This window comes from Sphingomonas sp. BL-S-25 (assembly GCF_055521555.1).
The window spans coordinates 2,167,592-2,184,605 of record NZ_CM145486.1; the positions used below are offsets into that span (position 1 = coordinate 2,167,592).

Consider the following 17,014-nt stretch of genomic DNA (forward strand, 5'->3'; position numbering starts at 1 on the left):
CTGGTGGGTTAGGGCAGGGCGATGGACGCTTTGACCGCCCTGGGCCGGATTTCCGGCAACGAGCATCGCCTGGTCCTGCGGGTCTATTTCGAGGACACCGACCTGACGGGCGTGGTCTATCACGCAAATTATCTGCGCTACATGGAACGCGCGCGGTCCGACATGCTTTTGGCAGCGGGGATCGACCAGCGTGCCGCGTTCGAAGCGGGGGAGGGAGCCTATGCCATTGCCGGCCTGTCCATCCGCTATCGCGCGCCGGCGCGGCTGGGCGACGAACTGACGATCATCAGCCGCGTGATGCGTTTGCGCGCGGCGTCCGTGGATATTCATCAACGAGTCATGCGGAACGATACCATAGTGGCAGAGGCGGACGTGGAAGCCGCCTTCGTGCTGCCATCGGGTCGGCCGCGCAGGCAGCCGGCGGCGTGGATGGCAGCATTCGCCCCGCTGGTGTGGAAGGGAAATTAAGCCGATCATGAGTGTTGCGCCCACCGATCCGAGCAGCAGCCTGTCGCTGACGCACCTGGTTCTGAATGCGAGCATCGTCGTCCAGGTCGTGATGGCCGGGCTGGTGCTCGCCAGCCTGTGGAGCTGGGCGATCATCTTCAGCTTCAGCGCCCGCATCGGCAGCGTCCGCAAGGCGATCGACGCGTTCGAGATCGAATATCGCGAAGCCGACGACATCGACGAATTCCATCGCCGGGTGTCGGTCCGCGACCAGCCGATCGCGCGCATCTTCTCTGCCGGCGTCAGCGAATGGCGACGCTCGACCGCGGGCAAGTCGATCGACCGCGAGGCGACGCGCGAGCGCCTGGCGACCGCGATGGGCGCGGCGACCGCCAACGAGATCGACCGGCTGGCCGACCGGCTGAACTTCCTGGCGACGGTCGGATCGGTCGCGCCGTTCGTCGGCCTGTTCGGTACCGTGGTCGGCATCATGAACAGCTTCATGGGCATCGCCGGCGCGGAAAGCTCGTCGATCGCCGTGGTCGCGCCGGGCATCGCCGAGGCGCTGTTCGCTACCGCGATCGGCCTGGCCGCCGCGATCCCGGCGGTCATCGCCTACAATGCGTTCAGCCACCGCATCAATCGCGTCGAGCAGCGGCTGAACCGCTTCGCCGACGGCTTCCACGCGACGCTCAGCCGCAGGCTCGAGCTGGAGGCGTAACCGCGATGGGAATGAACCTTCCCTCGAAGCGCGGCCGCGGCCGGCGCTCCCCGATGGCGGAGATCAACGTCACGCCGCTGGTCGATGTGATGCTGGTGCTGCTGATCATCTTCATGGTGACGGCGCCGCTGATGAACGCCGGCGTTCCGGTGAACCTGCCCGAGAGCAAGGCCAAGCCGCTGGAGCAGGACAGCAAGCCGGTGCAGGTGTCGATCGATACCCAAGGGCAGATCTTCATCGATTCGGACCCGGTGACCGAGGCGGCGCTGGGCGCGCGGCTGAGCGATATCGCCGCCAATCGTCGCGATGCCGATGGCCGCCCGCCGCTGATCCTGATGCGCGGCGACCAGGCGATCAACTATGGCAAGGTCATGTCGGTGCTGGGCGAGCTCAATCGCGTGGGGCTGAACCGGGTTCAGCTGGTCAGCAACCCCGCTGGCAAGAAGTGACCGGGAGGCCGACCTGATCCGTCGTTCCGAACTGGGCGGTCTTGCGCTCTCGACGGTCGCGCATGGCGCGATCGTCGCCGCCCTGCTCTATCTCGCACTCACCCAAGTGACGCCGCCGCCCGAGCCGACCGAGCAGCCGATCGAGGTGACGCTGTCGGACGATGTCGGGCTGGTCAGCGCCGCGCCCGATCCGAGCAGCGAGCCTCCGGCGCCACAACAGGGCGACGAGACTGCCACGCCCGACAGCGCGCCCGTGGAAGCTGCGCCCGAGCCGGAGCCGCAGCCCGAACCCCAGCCGGAACCGAAGCCCGAGCCGAAATCCCAGCCTCAACCAAAACCCCAGCCGAAGCCCGAGCCTGCCAAGCCGCAGCCGAAGCCGGCGACGAAACCGCAGCCCCCGCGCCCCGAGCGAACGGCGGCGGCAAAGCCTTCGACCCGGCCCGCCCAACAGGCGAGCCGCAACCCGCGGGTGAGCGACGATTTCCGGCAATGGGGCAGCAAGCTGGGCACCGGCCCGGCGACGCAGCCCAGCCAGGGCACGGGCCAGAAATCGCAGGCAACGGCGACCGGGCAGGACCAGGCAAATTTCATCTCCGCAGTTATCCGCCAGGTCCAGCCTTGCGCTGACCGGCAGAGGATCCCGGCGCCCGAAGCGCAGTCAATCAAGGCGATCGTGCAACTGCGCTTGAGGCCGGATGGGTCGCTTGATGGCCCGCTACGCATCCTTAGGCATGAAGGCGTGACAGATGCCAATGAGCGCTACGTCACCCGGGTCGATGATGCGGTGCAGGCGATCTTTAGGGGATGCACGCCGTTTCGCGGGCTCCCGCCTGCCCTGTATGAGGTCAAGAATGGGTGGAAGACGCTGAACTTCCGCTACCAATTGTCGAACTGAACTCCTGGAGATGATGATGCGCAAACTCATGGTGATCGGCGCGGCGAGCCTCGCTCTGGCGGGCGGCGTCTGGTCGGGGGCTGCCGTCGCGCAAACCCAACCCCCGCTGCCTGCCCCGACCCCCACCCCGACGGCGCCGGACGATGAAGGCGGGCCGATCATCGACCTGAAGGGCGGTCAGGCAAGCGCGCTGCCGATCATCATTCCGGTCATGCCGACCAACCAGGTCGCCTCGACCCCGGCGGGATCGACCGACGATCTGGGGCGCCAGCTCGCCCGGATCATCGACGAGGATCTGCGCAACACCGGTATCTTCAAGACGGTGGGCCCGAACGCCGCGCGGCCGATTCCCTTCTCGGAAGTGAATCAGCCCAATTTCGACAGCTGGAGCGCCTATGCCTCGCAGGCGCTGGTCCAGGGCTATGTCCGCGCCAATGGCAATGGCACGCTGACGGTCGGTTGCTATGTCTATGACGTCGCGTCGCGTCGCGAGCTGATCCGCGAGGGCTTTGTCGTATCGCCGGGCGAGTGGCGCCGTGCCGCGCACAAATGCGCTGATGCGATCTATGCCCGGCTGACCGGCGACGGCCCCTATTTCGACAGCCAGGTCGTCTATGTCGCCGAGCGCGGGCCGAAGAACCGGCGCATCAAGCAGCTGGCGATCATGGATTATGACGGCGCCAACCATCGGTTCCTGACCAACGGCCAGACGATCGTGCTGACCCCGCGCTTCTCGCCGGACCAGCGCTCGATCGTCTATATGAGCTATCAGAACCGCAAGCCCGCGATCTACATCTATGACATGGGCAGCCGCAATTCGCGGATGGTCGCCTCGAACGTCGCGCTGAACTTCGCGCCGCGCTTCTCGCCCGATGGGAAATGGGTGCTGTTCTCGATGTCGGTCGCCGGGAATATCGACCTGTACCGCGTGGCTGCGGCGGGCGGCGAGCCGGTTCGGCTGACCAACTCGCCGGGCATCGACACCGGCGGCAGCTATTCGCCCGACGGCCGGCGGATCGTGTTCGAGAGCGACCGCAGCGGCACGCAGCAGCTCTATGTCATGAATGCCGACGGTTCCGACCAGAAGCGGATCAGCTTCGGCGGCGGACGCTATGCGACGCCGGTATGGAGCCCGCGCGGCGACCTGATCGCCTTTACCCGCACCGGCGGCGGCGCCTTCCGCATCGGCGTAATGAACCCGTCGGGCGGCGGTGAGAAGCTGTTGACCCAGAGCTGGGGCGACGAGGCGCCGAGCTGGGCGCCGAACGGCCGCGTGCTGATGTTCTTCCGCGCGTCACAGGGATCGGGCCGGCCCGACCTGTGGTCGGTCGACGTCAACAGCGGCTTCGCGCGACGCACGCCGACGCCGATGGATGGCTCCGATCCGAACTGGGGACCGATTCGTCCCTGAAACGTTATGGCCGGGCGTGCGCGCATGCCCGGCAGCGGGTAATCGAGACTGAAGAGGAGAAAGAAGCATGGCCAAGACCCTGACCGGCGTGATGCTCGGCGTCGCGCTGATCGCGACCGCAGGTTGCGCGAAGAAGGTGCCGCCGACCGCGGTCGCGCCGAGCGAGCAGGGCCCCGTCGTCGACAATGGCGGCAGCGGCGACGAGATTGCCGGACCGCTGAACGAGCGGTTCAAGCGCGAGGTGATCAGCGACACGGTCAATTTCGGGTTCGACCAGTTCGACCTCGACCCCGAGGCGCAGCGTATCCTGGAAAGCCAGGCGCAGTGGCTGACCGCCAACCCGAATGCGCGCGTCACGATCGAGGGCCATTGCGACGAACGCGGCACCCGCGAGTACAACCTCGCGTTGGGCGATCGCCGCGCCAATTCGGCCAAGAATTATCTCGCCTCGCGCGGCATCTCGCCGAGCCGCATCACCACGATCAGCTATGGCAAGGAACGCCCGATCGCGCTGGGCTCGGACGAGACCAGCTGGCGTGCCAACCGCCGCGCGGTGACCATCGTCCTGAACTGATTCCGCCCGTCCGGGTGCGTATCGAAAGCCGTCGGAGCCCCGTGCTCCGGCGGCTTTTGCTTTGCCGCCGATACCGCTTGCACCGCGATCTGAAGCGATATAAAAGTGATATCACATTATAGGGAGGAAGAAATGGTCGATACCCATGGCAGCGGTCCCGCACTGCGCCAGAGTAGCGAGACACAAGCACGGACGGCGAGCGGCTATGGCATGCTCGTGCTGATGCTGGTGGCGCTCGTGGTGCTGGTCTTCTCGGCGACGCAGCTCGAGGCCCAGTCCTGGGCGCCATGGGCGTTGATCGCGTCGGTGCTGATATTCACCTTCGTGTCGATCGGCTTCTATCTGCTGCAGCCCAACCAGGCGACGGTAATCACGCTGTTCGGCGACTATAAGGGCACCGACCGGACGACCGGCCTGCGCTGGACCTGGCCGTGGATGACCAAGAAGAAGCTGTCGGTCCGCGCCAACAACATCATTTCCGAGCGGATCAAGGTCAACGACCTGCGCGGCAACCCGATCGAGATGGCGGCACAGGTAGTGTGGCGCGTGACCGACAGCGCACAGGCGCTGTTCGACGTCGATGATTACAAGTCGTTCGTGGTGGTCCAGATCGAGGCGGCGGTGCGCACGATCGGCTCGCGCTATCCCTATGACGATTTCGAGCATCAGGAAGTGACGCTGCGCGGCAATCACGACCAGGTTGGCGGCGAGCTGCGCGCCGAGTTGATCGCCCGGCTGCGGGTGGCGGGGATCACCGTCGACGAATGCGGCTTCACCCATCTGGCCTATGCCCAAGAGATTGCCGGGGCGATGCTTCGGCGTCAGCAGGCGCAGGCGGTGGTCGCGGCCCGCCAGACCCTGGTCGAAGGTGCGGTCGGCATGGTCGAGATGGCGCTCGACCAGCTCAGCGCTAAGAACGTCGTCGAGCTCGACGACGAGCGGCGCGCGGCGATGGTGTCGAACCTGATGGTGGTGCTGTGCGGCGAGCGCGATACCCAGCCGATCGTCAATGCAGGGTCGCTGTATCAGTAAGATGGCCGCGTGACCGTACCCCCGAAAAAGGCGTTCCCGCTCCGCCTCGATCCCGCGCTCTATGCGGCGATCGAGCGGTCGGCGGCGGCGGATCTGCGCAGCGTCAACGCGCAGGTCGAATGCCTGCTGCGCGAGGCGCTCAACCGGCGCGGCGTCAAGCTGGCCGCCCCGGTACGTGCGAAGCGCGGCCGTCCGCCCAAGCCCCGGCCGGGCGGGGAAGACGAGATCGATCCGTTCAACGAGGAGGAGACGCAATGATGTTCATGATGGTCCATTCCAGCCCCGAGCGGCTGAAATTCCTGATCGCGGCGTCGGTCGCCTTTATCGGCATCGGCGTCGGCATGTTGTGGATGTGACGCGCATGACGGGCGATATCCGCGGACGCTCCGGGCGCCGGTCGGGCGCCGAGGGTGGCAGGCCCGACTATTGGTTCAGGCCGAAGCGCCTGGGGATCGGTGCCAGTCCTGCCTCGTGGCAGGGCTGGGCCGCGACTTTCGCGTTTCTGGCGGGCGCAGCGGCGGTCGCCAAGCTGGGCCGGCAGTTCGATCCGCTATTGTGGATCCTGCTGCTGCCGCTGACCGTCGGATTCGTCGCGCTGGCTGCTGCCAAGACCGAGGGCGGCTGGCGCTGGCGCTGGAGATCGCGCGACTAGTAGAGGCTCTCGTCGGCCGCGTCGCGGCGGTCGGAAATGCCGCGCCGCGGACGACGGTTCAGGCGAAGGCCTCGTCGAGCAGCCGCGCGAGGCGAATGCCGCCGCGCTCGACCTGGAGCCGGGCGGGCTCGACCAGCTTCTCGATCGTCGCATCGTCGAGCTGGACGCGTTCCGGCACAGGTCCGCAGGGATCGCCCTTCAGCGCGCTGGCATAGGCGACGTCGTGCGCGATCTGCCAGCTTTCGCGGCTCCAGTCCTCGACGCTGCCGGCGCCGATCGTCGCGCGCTCCTCGGCGGAATAGACCCGGACCAGCGAGGGCGGGGTGGAGATGGCGCGCTCGGCGAGCCAGCCGTCCCACAGGCTGTGGAGGTTGAACCGCTCCGGCGCATAGATGCCATAGGCGGCGCGGACGCGGTTGCCGCCCAGATCGTCGCGGTCGCCGGCATGGAGCGGCATGTGCAGGTCGCCGACGAAGTGGACCAGGAAGATCACCGCCTGCAGCTTCTCGCGCACCGGGACCGACGGGTCCTTGATCAGCTTCATGTCGCGGGTGATCTGGGCCGACACGCAATTGCCGTCCTTGCATGGCGCCTTCAGGTCGAACGGCTTGCAGATGTTGACGTTCTGATAATGCCAGGACGAGGCATAGTTGAACCGCTCGCCCAGCTTCTTGACGCAATCGGGCCAGACGCTCGCCTGCTCGATCGAGCGGGCAGGACAGGTCGGGGTCTCGAGCAGGCCCTGACGCTTCAGCAGCGCATCGATCGCGGCGCGGGTCCTGGGCGTGATGTTCTTCCAGGCGATGGCGGCCACGGTTTCATGACCATATTCCCAATAGGCGCCGGCCGGAGTCGCTGCGGTGACGGTCGCGACCAGTGCCGCCAGGAACAGGAAGATACGCTTCACAGGTCGTCTCCATAGAATGCGATGACCCGCTCGCCGGTCGAGGCTGCGCGGGCACGATACATGCCGGGGGTGGTGAAGCTCCAGGCGGTTTCGCCGTCCGGACCTGCCACGATCACGCCGCCGGTGCCGCCCAGTGCCTTGGTCTCCGCCATCACCGTATCGGCCGCCTGCTGGAGCGATTCTCCGAGGAAGCGGACGCGGGCGCAGATCTCGTGCGCGACGCCTTCGCGGATGAAATATTCGCCGGCACCGGTCGCGGAGATCGCGGCGGCGCGATTGTCGGCATAGGTGCCCGCGCCGATCAGCGGCGAGTCGCCGATCCGGCCCCAGCGCTTGCCGGTCAGGCCGCCGGTCGAGGTGGCAGCGGCGACATTGCCTTCGCCGTCGCAGGCGACCGCGCCCACCGTGCCGTATTTCAGGTCGACATCGAACCAGTTCGACTTGCGCGCCTTGAGCTCATCGAGCTGGCGACGACGCTCGGTCGTGGCGAAGAAGCTGTTGTCGACCTGTTCGAGATCGTGGTCGCGGGCGAATTCGTCGGTACCCTCGCCGCTCAGCAGCACGTGCGGACTGTGCGCCATCACCGCGCGAGCGAGCGCGACGGGGTGGCGCGTCGTCGTGCTGCCGGCGACGGCGCCGGCCGCGCGGCTGCGTCCGTCCATGATCGCGGCGTCCAGCTCGTTGCGCCCGGCCCAGGTGAAGACCGCGCCGCGACCGGCGTTGAAGGCAGGATCGTCCTCCAGCGCCTCGACCGCAGCCTGGACCGCATCGAGCGCGGAGCCGCCGGCCTCGAGAATCGCGGTGCCTGCGCTCAGCGCCGCGTCGAGCCCGTTATGGGCGGCCTCGGCCTGTTCGGGCGTCAGCCGGTCGCGCTCGATAATCCCTGCGCCGCCATGGATCATGAGGCTCCAGCGAGGGGTGGGGTCGACGGACATCAAGGCTACTCCGAAACACGCAACGAGGACCGGGCAGGGTATCGCCGCGGCCGAAGCGGCGCCCTTAGCAGATCGATCCGCGCTTGCCAGCCGCGGGCCGATCCTGAAGGGAGCACGCCGCCTGCAACGGGTCTGCGCGATCATTCCACTGCCTCTCGATCCTGCGTCCAGACCCTGCGTCGCTTGCCCGTTTCCCTGCCGGGGCCGAACGGCTATAGCGCGAGCATGTCGGTACGCCCCTGGAGAGACATTCACCGCCGCCAATCGCGGCAGATCATGGTCGGCAACGTGCCGGTCGGTGGCGATGCGCCCGTGACGGTGCAGACCATGACCAACACGCTGACGTCGGACGTGCGCGCGACGATCGACCAGATCCGCCGCTGCGAGGATGCCGGGGTCGATATCATCCGGGTGAGCTGCCCCGACGTCGAATCGACCGCCGCGCTGAAACAGATCGTGCGCGCGTCGCGCGTGCCCATCGTCGCCGATATCCATTTCCACTATAAGCGCGCGCTGGAAGCCGCCGATGCCGGCGCCGCCTGCCTGCGGATCAATCCCGGCAATATCGGCTCGGCCGACCGGGTGAACGAAGTGGTGAACGCCGCCAAGGCGAATGGCTGCGCGATCCGCATCGGCGTGAACGCAGGCAGCCTCGAGAAGGACCTGCTCGAGAAATATGGCGAGCCGTGTCCCGAGGCGCTGGTCGAGTCGGCACTCGACCATATCAAGCTGCTGCAGGACCGCGACTTCCACGAATTCAAGGTCGCGGTGAAGGCGTCGGACGTGTTCCTGGCCGTCGCCGCCTATCAGCAGCTGGCCGAGGCGGTCGACTGCCCGCTGCACCTGGGCATCACCGAGGCGGGCGGCTTTGTCGGCGGCACGGTGAAGAGCGCGATCGGCATCGGATCGCTGCTGTGGTTCGGCATCGGCGACACGATCCGCGTCAGCCTGTCGGCAGAGCCCGAGGAAGAGGTTCGCGTCGGGTTCGAGATCCTGAAGGCGCTGGGCATCCGCAACCGCGGCGTCCGCGTCGTGTCGTGCCCCAGCTGCGCGCGTCAGGGGTTCGACGTGATCCGCACCGTCCAGACGCTGGAGGAACGGCTGCAGCATATCCGCACGCCGATGTCGCTGTCGGTGTTGGGCTGCGTCGTCAACGGTCCCGGAGAGGCGCGCGAGACCGATATCGGCATCACCGGCGGTGGCAATGGCAAGCACATGGTCTATCTGTCGGGCGTGACCGATCATCATGTCGAGGATGCCGACATGGTGAACCACATCGTCCGGCTGGTCGAGGCCAAGGCGGCCGAGATCGAGGCGGCAAACGAAGCGGCCGCTCAGGCGGCCGAATAAGCCCCCTCGTCTTTCGCCGGGCGCCGCGCTAGGCGGCGGCCATGGCCGCATCCGAACCGATCGCCGCGCTGGGCGACACGCTGACCCTGGTGTCGGCGCTGATGGTCGGGCGCTATGCACTGATCGCGATGCGCGGCGATCATGGCGGCTGGGGTCTGGCCGCCGCATGGCTGCGCCGCATCGCCATCGTCGCGATCCTGCTGGTGGTATTGCGGCTGGCCAGCATCGCGGCGGGGCGGCCAGACATCGCCGCGCCCGTGGCGGGAATCGCCGGCGCGATGCTGTTGGGCGGCATCCTTCTGGTAATCGGCGATCGCTGGGCGACGCGCCTCCTCACCGCGCGCCGCGGCAGCCAGTGACGGACACCCGGTCGCAGGTCGTTCCCGCCTTTCTGGCGGCATGCGCCGGCATCGCCTTCTATGCGGTGATGGACGCGGTGATGAAGGCCGGGTCGATCCAGATCGGGGCATACAACATGCTCGTCTGGCGGCTGGGCGCCGCGTTGGTGCTGACGGGCGTGCTCTATGCGCTGGCGCGGCCGAAACTGCCGTCCCGGGCGACGATGAAGGTGCATTTTGCGCGCAGCATCCTGGTAGCGGTGATGGCGATGGCGTTCTTCTGGGGGATCGTGCGCGTGCCGCTGGCCGAGGCGATCGCGCTGTCGTTCATCGCGCCGCTGATCGCATTGGGGCTGGCGGCGCTGGTACTGAAGGAGAAGGTGGGGGGGCGATCGGTCCTGGGCTCGCTGCTGGGGCTGGCCGGGGTCGGCGTGGTCGTCGCCGGGCGGATCGGCGGGACGCATAGCCACGAGACGTTGCTCGGCATGGGCGCGATCCTGACCTCGGCGATCTTCTATGCGGTCAATCTGGTCGTCGCGCGGCACCAGGCGCAGATTGCGAAGCCGATGGAGATCGCCTTTTTCCAGAATCTGTTCGTGGTCGGGTTGCTGGCCATCCCCTCGCCCTGGCTATTGACGGTGCCGGGCGTGCAGCATTGGCCGGGGATCGTGGCGGCCGCGGTGCTGGCGGTCGTGTCGCTGCTGCTGCTGTCCTGGGCCTATGCCCGGGCCGAGGCCCAGGTGCTGGTGACGGTCGAATATACCGCCTTCATCTGGGCGGCGCTGATGGGCTGGATCTGGTTCGGCGAGCCGGTGACGGCGGCGACGGTTGCAGGTACGCTGCTGATCGTCGCAGGATGCCTGATGGCGGTGCGGCGGCAATCGGGCGCGCCGGAAGCGGAGGCGGGACTGCAATGATCGAGATACGCGCGGCGGGACCGGACGACCTGAACCTGGTCGCGGACTTCATCCGCAAGCTGGCCGAATATGAGAAGCTGAGCCACGACGTGCGTTTCGATCTCGACACGATGGGCCGCCACCTGTTCGGTGCACAGCCGGCAGCCGAGGTGATCATCGGCGAAGTCGATGGCGAGCCCAAGGGGTTCGCGCTGTTCTTTCAGACCTTTTCGACCTTCGAGGGCAAGCCGGGCATCTATCTCGAGGATCTGTTCGTCGAGCCCGAGGCGCGCGGATCGGGGCTGGGCCGGGCCTTGCTGTCGCGGCTGGCGGCGCTGGTGGTCGAGCGCGGCGGCGCGCGTCTCGAATGGTCGGTGCTGGACTGGAACGAGCTGGGCAAGGGGTTCTATCGCTCGATCGGCGCGACCTCGGTCGATGGCTGGGAACGCTGGCGGATGGAAGGCGAATCGATCGCCCGGCTGGCCGATGGCGGTTGATACCGGGCTGATCGACTGGGTTGCCGAGGCGGTCGAGCCGATCGGCACGGTGACACACCGCCGGATGTTCGGTGGCGCGGCGCTCTATGCCGATGGCGTCGCGTTCGCGATCGTTGCCTTCGATTCGTTGTGGCTGAAGGCGGATGCCGAAAGCGACGCGCTCTGGGATGCCGAAGGGTGCGAGCGCTTCACCGCGCAGATGAAGGACCGGGTCGCGACGATGAACTATCGGCGCGCACCCGAGGACGTCTATGACGACGCCGATGCGCTGCGCCGCTGGGCGATGCTGGCGATCGAGGCGGGACGACGCGCGCCGGCGAAGAAGCCGAAGCGCAAGCGCGGCTGAGGCGTCAGGAGCCGCCGAGCACGTTGATCGTGAAGGCGATAACCCCCAGGTTGAACACGAATGCCGCCAGACAGTGGAGCGTGACCACCCGGCGCATTCGCCCGCTGGTGATCGACACGTCGCTGGTCTGGAAGGTCATGCCCAGGCAATAGGCGAAATAGATGAAGTCCCAGTAATCGGGCTCGGGCGTCTTGGGGAATTCCAGCCCGCCTTCATCGCTGCCGTCGTCGCTGGTGTAGAAGATGTGCGCATAGTGCAGCGCGTAGATCAGGTTGGAGAACAGCCAGCTCATCGCCAGCGTCCCGACGATCATGACCAGCGAGACCGGATGCGGCGCCTGGCGCTGCATCAGTTCCGACGCGATCGCGACGAGGATGACGACACTGACCGCGCCGGTGATCAGCAACAGCATGACGCGGTTGGCGTCGTTGCGCCGCGCCGAGGCGCGCATGGCGTCCGATTCGTGCGAGAGCAGCGGGCTGAACGCGATCAGGAAGGCGAGTGCGCCGGCGTCGAACCCGGCCATTAGGCCGTGCCTCAGCCCCAGCGGCGGAATTGCCAGCCAGCAGCCGATCGCGAAGATGAGGAGGAACAGCAGGAAGCGCGGCGGGGCGATCAGATTGCCGATGCCGCGCGGTTCGCTCTGGGTGGCCATGGCGCCACGCTAGGCCTGTTTTTCACGGGCCGCCAGAGGATGAGCGGCCCGGCGAGCACAACCCGCCGGGCCGATCGAACTTATGCGTTCTTGGCGTTCTTGGCAGCCTCGATCGCCTGCAGGACGATCTGGCGAGCCTCTTCGGCGTCGCCCCACTGGCCGATCCGCACCCACTTTTCGGACTCGAGGTCCTTATAGTGTTTGAAGAAATGCTCGATCTGCTGGAGCACGATCGAGGGCAGGTCCTGACGCTCGCCCACATCCGCATAATAGGGGAAGGTGGTGTCGACCGGCACGCAGACCAGCTTCTCGTCGCCGCCGGCCTCGTCCTCGAGCTTCAGCACGCCGATCGGACGGGCGCGCACGACGCAGCCCGGCACGAAGGGCGAGCGCGCGATGACGAGCGCATCGAGCGGATCGCCGTCGGGCGACAGCGTGTGTGGCACGAAGCCGTAGTTCGCCGGATACCGCATCGGCGTGTGCAGGATGCGATCGACGAACAATGCCCCCGACGCCTTGTCGAACTCATATTTGACCGGCTCGCCGCCGGTCGGAACTTCGATGATCACATTCAGGCTGTGGGGCGGATCGTCGCCCACAGGAATCAGGTCGATGCGCATCTTCTTACCTTGCTAGAGGCGATGCTCGTCCGCGTCACCGCGGGGCGAGCAACCTGTCCAGACCAGCCTCTCCCTCGGCCGTCTTTTCGAGGCGCGGATAGCGAAGTCCGCCATGATAGTCGATGGCTACGTCGCGATAGCGATCGCCGCTCTTCACGGTCAGCCGGATCGGATCCTTCGACGTCGCCGCCTGGCGCACCGCGGCCTTGATCAGGTCGGCCGAATAGGCCTCGCCGGCAACCGCAACGACTTCGTCGCCGACCACCATCCCGACATCGAATGCCGGGCTGTCCCAGATGACGCCGGCGACCGAACCCGACTTGCCGAGCGCCAGGCCCAGGCCATAGCTGAGATCGGTCTGGCCACGCGACTTCTCGCTTGCCTTGAACCACGGGGTCGGGGTGTCGGTGAACACCAGCTTGTACCCGTTTCCGGTCAGGCCGTTCAGCGGGGCGCGGTCGCCGGTCTCGGTCAGGCGCTTTACCAGAAAGCCCTTCCAGTCATAGGGAACGACATCGTTCAGCCCGCGCGCGACATCGTCGAGCGTATAGGTGACGACGCCCCAGTCGCCGTCGCGCAGGCCGAGAAAGGCGCGGGCGAAATCATCGATCGACTTGGTGCCGTTCGATCGGGCGCGCAGCATCGAATCGATCTCGAGCCAGACCAGCAGGCCTTCATTGTAATAGTCCTCCGATCGCTGCCAGCTGACCCAGCCCTTGGGCCGGCGCGCGGAGATGATCGGGTCGTTGGTGGTGTCGACCAGGTTGCGCCACTGGCGAGCCGGGCGATTGTCGAGGCTGGCGGCGATGCCGGCCAGTGCGTCGAGCGTCTCCTGCTTGGTGAACAGGCCCGAGCGTGCGCCCAGCACATAGCCCCAGAACTGGTCCTGCCCCTCATAGGCCCACAGCAGGCTGTTGCGCATCGGCGTGCGGAAATCGGGGGTGAAGGCATCGGCCCCGCGGCGGAACTTGCCGATCCAGCTATGGCTATACTCGTGCGGCAGCAGGTTGCGATCGGTCAGCCCGTCTTCCCACTTGATGAAATAGCCCGGCTCGACCTGGTTTTCGGAACTGCGATGATGCTCCAGCCCGATGCCGCCGATCTTGTCGGAGATGGCGAGCAGAAACTCGTAGCGGTCATAATGTTCGGTGCCGAACGCCTTGACCGTCTGCTCGACCAGCTTCTTGTGCAGGTCGATCTGCCAGTCCTTGGCATTCAGTTCCTCGGCCGTGTCGGCGAAGACGTTGAGGTCGACGCGCGGAGACAGCGCGAACTCGCGATAATAGCGGCCAGCGAAGACCGGCGAATCGACCAGCGTGTCGTAATCGGTCTTTTCATAGGTATAGACCTGCCCTTGGACCTTGGCCGGCAGGCCCGAGGCTGCGGTCCAGCCCGCCGGATATTTCACCGTCGCCTGCACCGGGATGCGGCGGGTGAAATAGCCTGCGGGGTAGAGGCTCATCGAGTTGAACTGGAGGTTGAGCATCGTCGGCGTCATGACGATGCGGCCCTGGTTCGCCGCAGTCGCCGAGATGAACTGGAAGTCGAGGTCGAGCTTCCGTACGCCCACGGGCACGTCGAGATGGAAGGCGAAGACGTCGACCGTGTCGCGCGTCCAGGGCACGACCTTGCCATTGGCGCGGATCTTCAGCCCGGCCAGCTTGTCGATCTCGCCGCGCGGGGAATGCGCGCCGGGCAGCCAGGCGGGGAAGAGCAGCACCATATGGCCGGCCTTTGCCACCGGGATTGTCTGCTTCACGCGAAAGATGCCACGCTGCGTGTCGGTGGCATCGATGTCGATCAGCATCGTTCCCGGATAGGCACGGTCCTGTGCTGCGGGGATGGTATCGACGATCGGGAGCGGCTGCGGAGCTGAATTCTGGGCCAGCGCGGGAGTCGCGGAAGCAAGAAGAAACATGGCGAAGAGGGTCAGGCGGCGCATCCGGGGCCTTTCGAAATTGGGGATGTCAGGCAGATAGGCAGGTGAATGCGCGCCAGTAAAGCCGCACAGGTTGCTGGCGGATTTCCGCACCGCCCGCAGTCCGCTCGGTCTTCCTAAAAACCTGGCCCGGGGCTCAGAAGCGTGCCTCGTCATAGACGCGCGTGATGTCGCCCGCCCAGTCGCCGTTGAACCGGTCGAGCAGGATCTGGGCCGGTACCTTGCCGGTGCGCACGATCTCGCGCAGCGGATCGAGGAAGCCGGTCTCGTTGTCGCCCGACGAGTTCAGCCGCGCGCGCGCCGCCAGGCCGGCATGGGCGATGTCGAGCACCTGCCCCGCAATGTCGCGCAGCTTGCGGCCGCCCGGCACCGGGGCATCCAGAGCAAGCGCGGGCACCGAATCGCGCAGCGCCTGGCGCTCGCTCATGTCCCAGTCCTTGACCAGGTCCCAGGCCGCGTCGAGCGCACCCTGGTCGTAGAGCAGGCCGACCCAGAAGGCGGGCAGCGCGCAGATCCGGCCCCAGCGACCGCCGTCGGCGCCGCGCATCTCGAGGAAGGTCTTGAGCCGGACCTCGGGAAAGGCGGTCGAGAGGTGATCGGCCCAGTCGTCCATCGTCGGCTTGTGACCGGGATAGGCGGGCAACTCGCCCTTCAGGAAGTCGCGGAAGCTCTGGCCGGCGGCATCGATATATTTTCCGTCACGGTAGACGAAGTACATCGGCACATCGAGCGCATAGTCGGCATAGCGCTCATAGCCGAAGCCGTCCTCGAACACGAAGGGCAGCATGCCGGTGCGTGCAGGATCGGTGTCCGACCAGATATGCGAACGGAAGCTGAGCAGCCCGTTGGGCTTGCCCTCGGTAAAGGCGGAGTTGGCGAATAGCGCGGTGGCGAGCGGCTGGAGCGCCAGCCCGACGCGGAACTTCTTCGCCATGTCCGCTTCGGACGCATAATCGAGATTCACCTGGATGGTGCAGGTGCGCAGCATCATGTCGAGGCCCAGGCTGCCGACGCGCGGCATATGGTCGAGCATGATGCGATAGCGGCCCTTGGGCATGATCGGCAGCTCGGCGCGGGTCTTGTCCGGCCACATGCCGAGACCAAGGAAGCTGAGGCCGAGCCGGTCGCCGACCGCCTTGACCTGTTTGAGGTGGCGTCCCGCCTCGGCGCAGGTCTGGTGGAGATTGTCGAGCGGCGCGCCCGACAGTTCGAGCTGGCCGGCGGGCTCGAGGCTGACCGTGCCGTCGGGGCCGGCCAGCGCGATGACCTTGCCGCCCTCCTCGATCGGGGTCCAGCCGAACTCGGTCAGCGCCATCAGCAGGTCGCGGATGCCGCCGGGCTCGTCATAGCTGGGGGCATGATGATCGGCAGTCGAGAAGACGAATTTCTCATGCTCGGTGCCGATCCGCCACCGGTCGACCGGCTTTTCGCCGCCCGAAAAATAGTCGATCAGCTGACTGCGGTGCTCGATGACCGGCGCGTTGCTGTCTGAAACGGTCTTCGTGCTCATGTCGCGCCTTTAGCTGCGGCCGAATGACCGCGCCAGAGACAATCTGTACCGGTCGGTCACCAGTCGCCTGCGGCGCCCATCCAGAGACTCAGGGCGGCCGCGGCGGCTGTCTCGGCGCGCAGGATGCGCGGGCCGAGGGCAATGCCGACCGCCTGGGGCAGTGCGCGAATCGCCTCGCGCTCGGCCTCGTCGAATCCGCCCTCGGGGCCGATCAGGATCGCCGCCGGGCCGCGCCGGGCGCGCATCGCTTCCAGCGCTGGCAGGCCGCCCGTCTCGTCGGCGAAGAACAGCGCGCGGTCGGCGGGCCAGTTGCGCAGCAGCGCGGTCAGCTTCACCGGTTCGTCGAGCCGGGGCAGGGCGGTGCGGCCGCATTGCTCGGCTGCCTCGATCATATGGCTGCGCAGCCGGTCGAGGTTGAGCCGGTCGACCACCGTGCGGCGGGTGAGCACCGGCATCAGCCGGTCGACGCCCAGTTCGCACGCCTTTTCGGCGACCCAGTCGATCCGCCCCTTCTTGATCGGCGCGGCGCACAGCCACAGGTCGGGCACCGTCTCGCGCTCGCGCAGCCGCTCGACGAGGTCGAGGGTCAGGTCACGCTTGCCGACCTGTGCCGCGGTCGCCAGCCATTCGCCGCTGCGATCGTCGAACAGCTTGACCGGGTCGCCCGCCTTCATCCGCATCACCGACACGAGATAATGCGCCTGACCGCCGTCGATGCGGACCTGCGTCCCCTGCTTCAGCGGCTGATCGACGAACAGGCGGGGGGTGGATTGCGGCGGCCAGGCGGGAGTAGCGGGCATGACGCCGCTTACCGCGCGGCGATTGCCGCGTCACCCCGTT

21 protein-coding genes are annotated in these 17,014 nt (G+C 66.8%); 14 read left to right on the forward strand and 7 right to left on the reverse strand.

The features are described 5' to 3' along the window. Window positions 1-21 precede the first annotated feature (21 nt). From ACZ1H8_RS10475 to ACZ1H8_RS10515, 9 genes are all read left to right on the forward strand, one after another. A complete protein-coding gene (locus tag ACZ1H8_RS10475; protein ID WP_465181226.1) occupies window positions 22-468 on the forward strand; it encodes a YbgC/FadM family acyl-CoA thioesterase in 447 nt (148 codons plus the stop codon). A gap of 7 nt (window positions 469-475) precedes the next feature. Next, window positions 476-1,168 (forward strand): protein TolQ, encoded by a 693-nt coding sequence (tolQ, locus tag ACZ1H8_RS10480; RefSeq protein WP_465181227.1) that lies wholly within the window; start codon window positions 476-478, stop codon window positions 1,166-1,168. A gap of 5 nt (window positions 1,169-1,173) precedes the next feature. Continuing rightward, window positions 1,174-1,617, forward strand: coding sequence for an ExbD/TolR family protein (locus ACZ1H8_RS10485; RefSeq protein WP_465181228.1), 444 nt, complete (start codon window positions 1,174-1,176; stop codon window positions 1,615-1,617). A 106-nt stretch (window positions 1,618-1,723) separates the two neighbouring features. After that, a complete protein-coding gene (locus tag ACZ1H8_RS10490) occupies window positions 1,724-2,512 on the forward strand; it encodes a cell envelope biogenesis protein TolA (protein WP_465181229.1) in 789 nt (262 codons plus the stop codon). 10 nt (window positions 2,513-2,522) lie between these two features. Next, entirely contained in the window at window positions 2,523-3,923 is a 1,401-nt protein-coding gene (gene tolB, locus ACZ1H8_RS10495; protein WP_465181230.1) for a Tol-Pal system beta propeller repeat protein TolB, read from the forward strand. A 67-nt stretch (window positions 3,924-3,990) separates the two neighbouring features. Further along, window positions 3,991-4,497, forward strand: coding sequence for a peptidoglycan-associated lipoprotein Pal (pal, locus tag ACZ1H8_RS10500; protein ID WP_465181231.1), 507 nt, complete (start codon window positions 3,991-3,993; stop codon window positions 4,495-4,497). 132 nt (window positions 4,498-4,629) lie between these two features. After that, window positions 4,630-5,529, forward strand: a complete 900-nt coding sequence (locus tag ACZ1H8_RS10505; RefSeq protein WP_465181232.1) for an SPFH domain-containing protein — start codon at window positions 4,630-4,632, stop codon at window positions 5,527-5,529. A 9-nt stretch (window positions 5,530-5,538) separates the two neighbouring features. Next, window positions 5,539-5,787 carry a type II toxin-antitoxin system antitoxin gene (locus tag ACZ1H8_RS10510; protein WP_465181233.1) on the forward strand — a complete coding sequence of 83 codons (249 nt, stop codon included), beginning with the start codon at window positions 5,539-5,541 and terminating at the stop codon, window positions 5,785-5,787. A gap of 103 nt (window positions 5,788-5,890) precedes the next feature. Continuing rightward, the gene (locus ACZ1H8_RS10515; protein WP_465181234.1) at window positions 5,891-6,181 is read left to right on the forward strand and encodes a hypothetical protein; all 291 of its coding nucleotides are present in this window, start codon (window positions 5,891-5,893) and stop codon (window positions 6,179-6,181) included. 58 nt (window positions 6,182-6,239) lie between these two features. On the opposite strand, the gene ACZ1H8_RS10520 is transcribed toward ACZ1H8_RS10515, so the two are convergent. Together ACZ1H8_RS10520 and ACZ1H8_RS10525 are read right to left on the reverse strand one after the other, a co-directional pair. Then, window positions 6,240-7,088, reverse strand: coding sequence for a S1/P1 nuclease (locus tag ACZ1H8_RS10520; protein WP_465181235.1), 849 nt, complete (start codon window positions 7,086-7,088; stop codon window positions 6,240-6,242). Beyond that, entirely contained in the window at window positions 7,085-8,023 is a 939-nt protein-coding gene (locus tag ACZ1H8_RS10525; protein WP_465181236.1) for an isoaspartyl peptidase/L-asparaginase family protein, read from the reverse strand. Before ACZ1H8_RS10525 ends, ACZ1H8_RS10520 begins: the two co-directional genes overlap by 4 nt. A 225-nt stretch (window positions 8,024-8,248) precedes the next feature. Here ACZ1H8_RS10525 and ispG point away from each other — a divergent pair, with 225 nt between their 5' ends. Genes ispG through ACZ1H8_RS10550 form a run of 5 tightly spaced genes read left to right on the forward strand, consistent with a single transcriptional unit; the run spans window position 8,249 to window position 11,450 of the window. Continuing rightward, window positions 8,249-9,373 (forward strand): flavodoxin-dependent (E)-4-hydroxy-3-methylbut-2-enyl-diphosphate synthase, encoded by a 1,125-nt coding sequence (gene ispG, locus ACZ1H8_RS10530; RefSeq protein ID WP_465181237.1) that lies wholly within the window; start codon window positions 8,249-8,251, stop codon window positions 9,371-9,373. A gap of 41 nt (window positions 9,374-9,414) precedes the next feature. After that, window positions 9,415-9,732, forward strand: coding sequence for a hypothetical protein (locus ACZ1H8_RS10535; RefSeq protein WP_465181238.1), 318 nt, complete (start codon window positions 9,415-9,417; stop codon window positions 9,730-9,732). Continuing rightward, window positions 9,729-10,628, forward strand: coding sequence for a DMT family transporter (locus ACZ1H8_RS10540; protein WP_465181239.1), 900 nt, complete (start codon window positions 9,729-9,731; stop codon window positions 10,626-10,628). Before ACZ1H8_RS10535 ends, ACZ1H8_RS10540 begins: the two co-directional genes overlap by 4 nt. Continuing rightward, window positions 10,625-11,104, forward strand: a complete 480-nt coding sequence (locus ACZ1H8_RS10545) for an N-acetyltransferase family protein (RefSeq protein ID WP_465181240.1) — start codon at window positions 10,625-10,627, stop codon at window positions 11,102-11,104. The genes ACZ1H8_RS10540 and ACZ1H8_RS10545 overlap by 4 nt, the downstream gene beginning before the upstream one ends. Further along, complete coding sequence (locus ACZ1H8_RS10550; protein WP_465181241.1) at window positions 11,094-11,450, forward strand: TfoX/Sxy family protein; 357 nt, start codon at window positions 11,094-11,096, stop codon at window positions 11,448-11,450. The genes ACZ1H8_RS10545 and ACZ1H8_RS10550 overlap by 11 nt, the downstream gene beginning before the upstream one ends. A 4-nt stretch (window positions 11,451-11,454) precedes the next feature. Here ACZ1H8_RS10550 and ACZ1H8_RS10555 read toward each other — a convergent pair whose 3' ends face one another. The 5 genes from ACZ1H8_RS10555 to ACZ1H8_RS10575 form a co-directional block, all read right to left on the reverse strand. Beyond that, complete coding sequence (locus ACZ1H8_RS10555) at window positions 11,455-12,105, reverse strand: DUF1345 domain-containing protein (RefSeq protein ID WP_465181242.1); 651 nt, start codon at window positions 12,103-12,105, stop codon at window positions 11,455-11,457. A gap of 80 nt (window positions 12,106-12,185) precedes the next feature. After that, on the reverse strand, window positions 12,186-12,725 hold the full coding sequence (gene ppa, locus ACZ1H8_RS10560) for an inorganic diphosphatase (RefSeq protein WP_110148872.1): 540 nt from the start codon (window positions 12,723-12,725) through the stop codon (window positions 12,186-12,188). A gap of 34 nt (window positions 12,726-12,759) precedes the next feature. Beyond that, window positions 12,760-14,667, reverse strand: a complete 1,908-nt coding sequence (locus tag ACZ1H8_RS10565; RefSeq protein WP_465181243.1) for a M61 family metallopeptidase — start codon at window positions 14,665-14,667, stop codon at window positions 12,760-12,762. Between the two features lie 133 nt (window positions 14,668-14,800). Next, the gene (locus ACZ1H8_RS10570) at window positions 14,801-16,174 is read right to left on the reverse strand and encodes a glutamate--cysteine ligase (protein ID WP_465181244.1); all 1,374 of its coding nucleotides are present in this window, start codon (window positions 16,172-16,174) and stop codon (window positions 14,801-14,803) included. 56 nt (window positions 16,175-16,230) lie between these two features. After that, the gene (locus tag ACZ1H8_RS10575; protein ID WP_465181245.1) at window positions 16,231-16,974 is read right to left on the reverse strand and encodes a 16S rRNA (uracil(1498)-N(3))-methyltransferase; all 744 of its coding nucleotides are present in this window, start codon (window positions 16,972-16,974) and stop codon (window positions 16,231-16,233) included. Window positions 16,975-17,014: the final 40 nt, after the last annotated feature.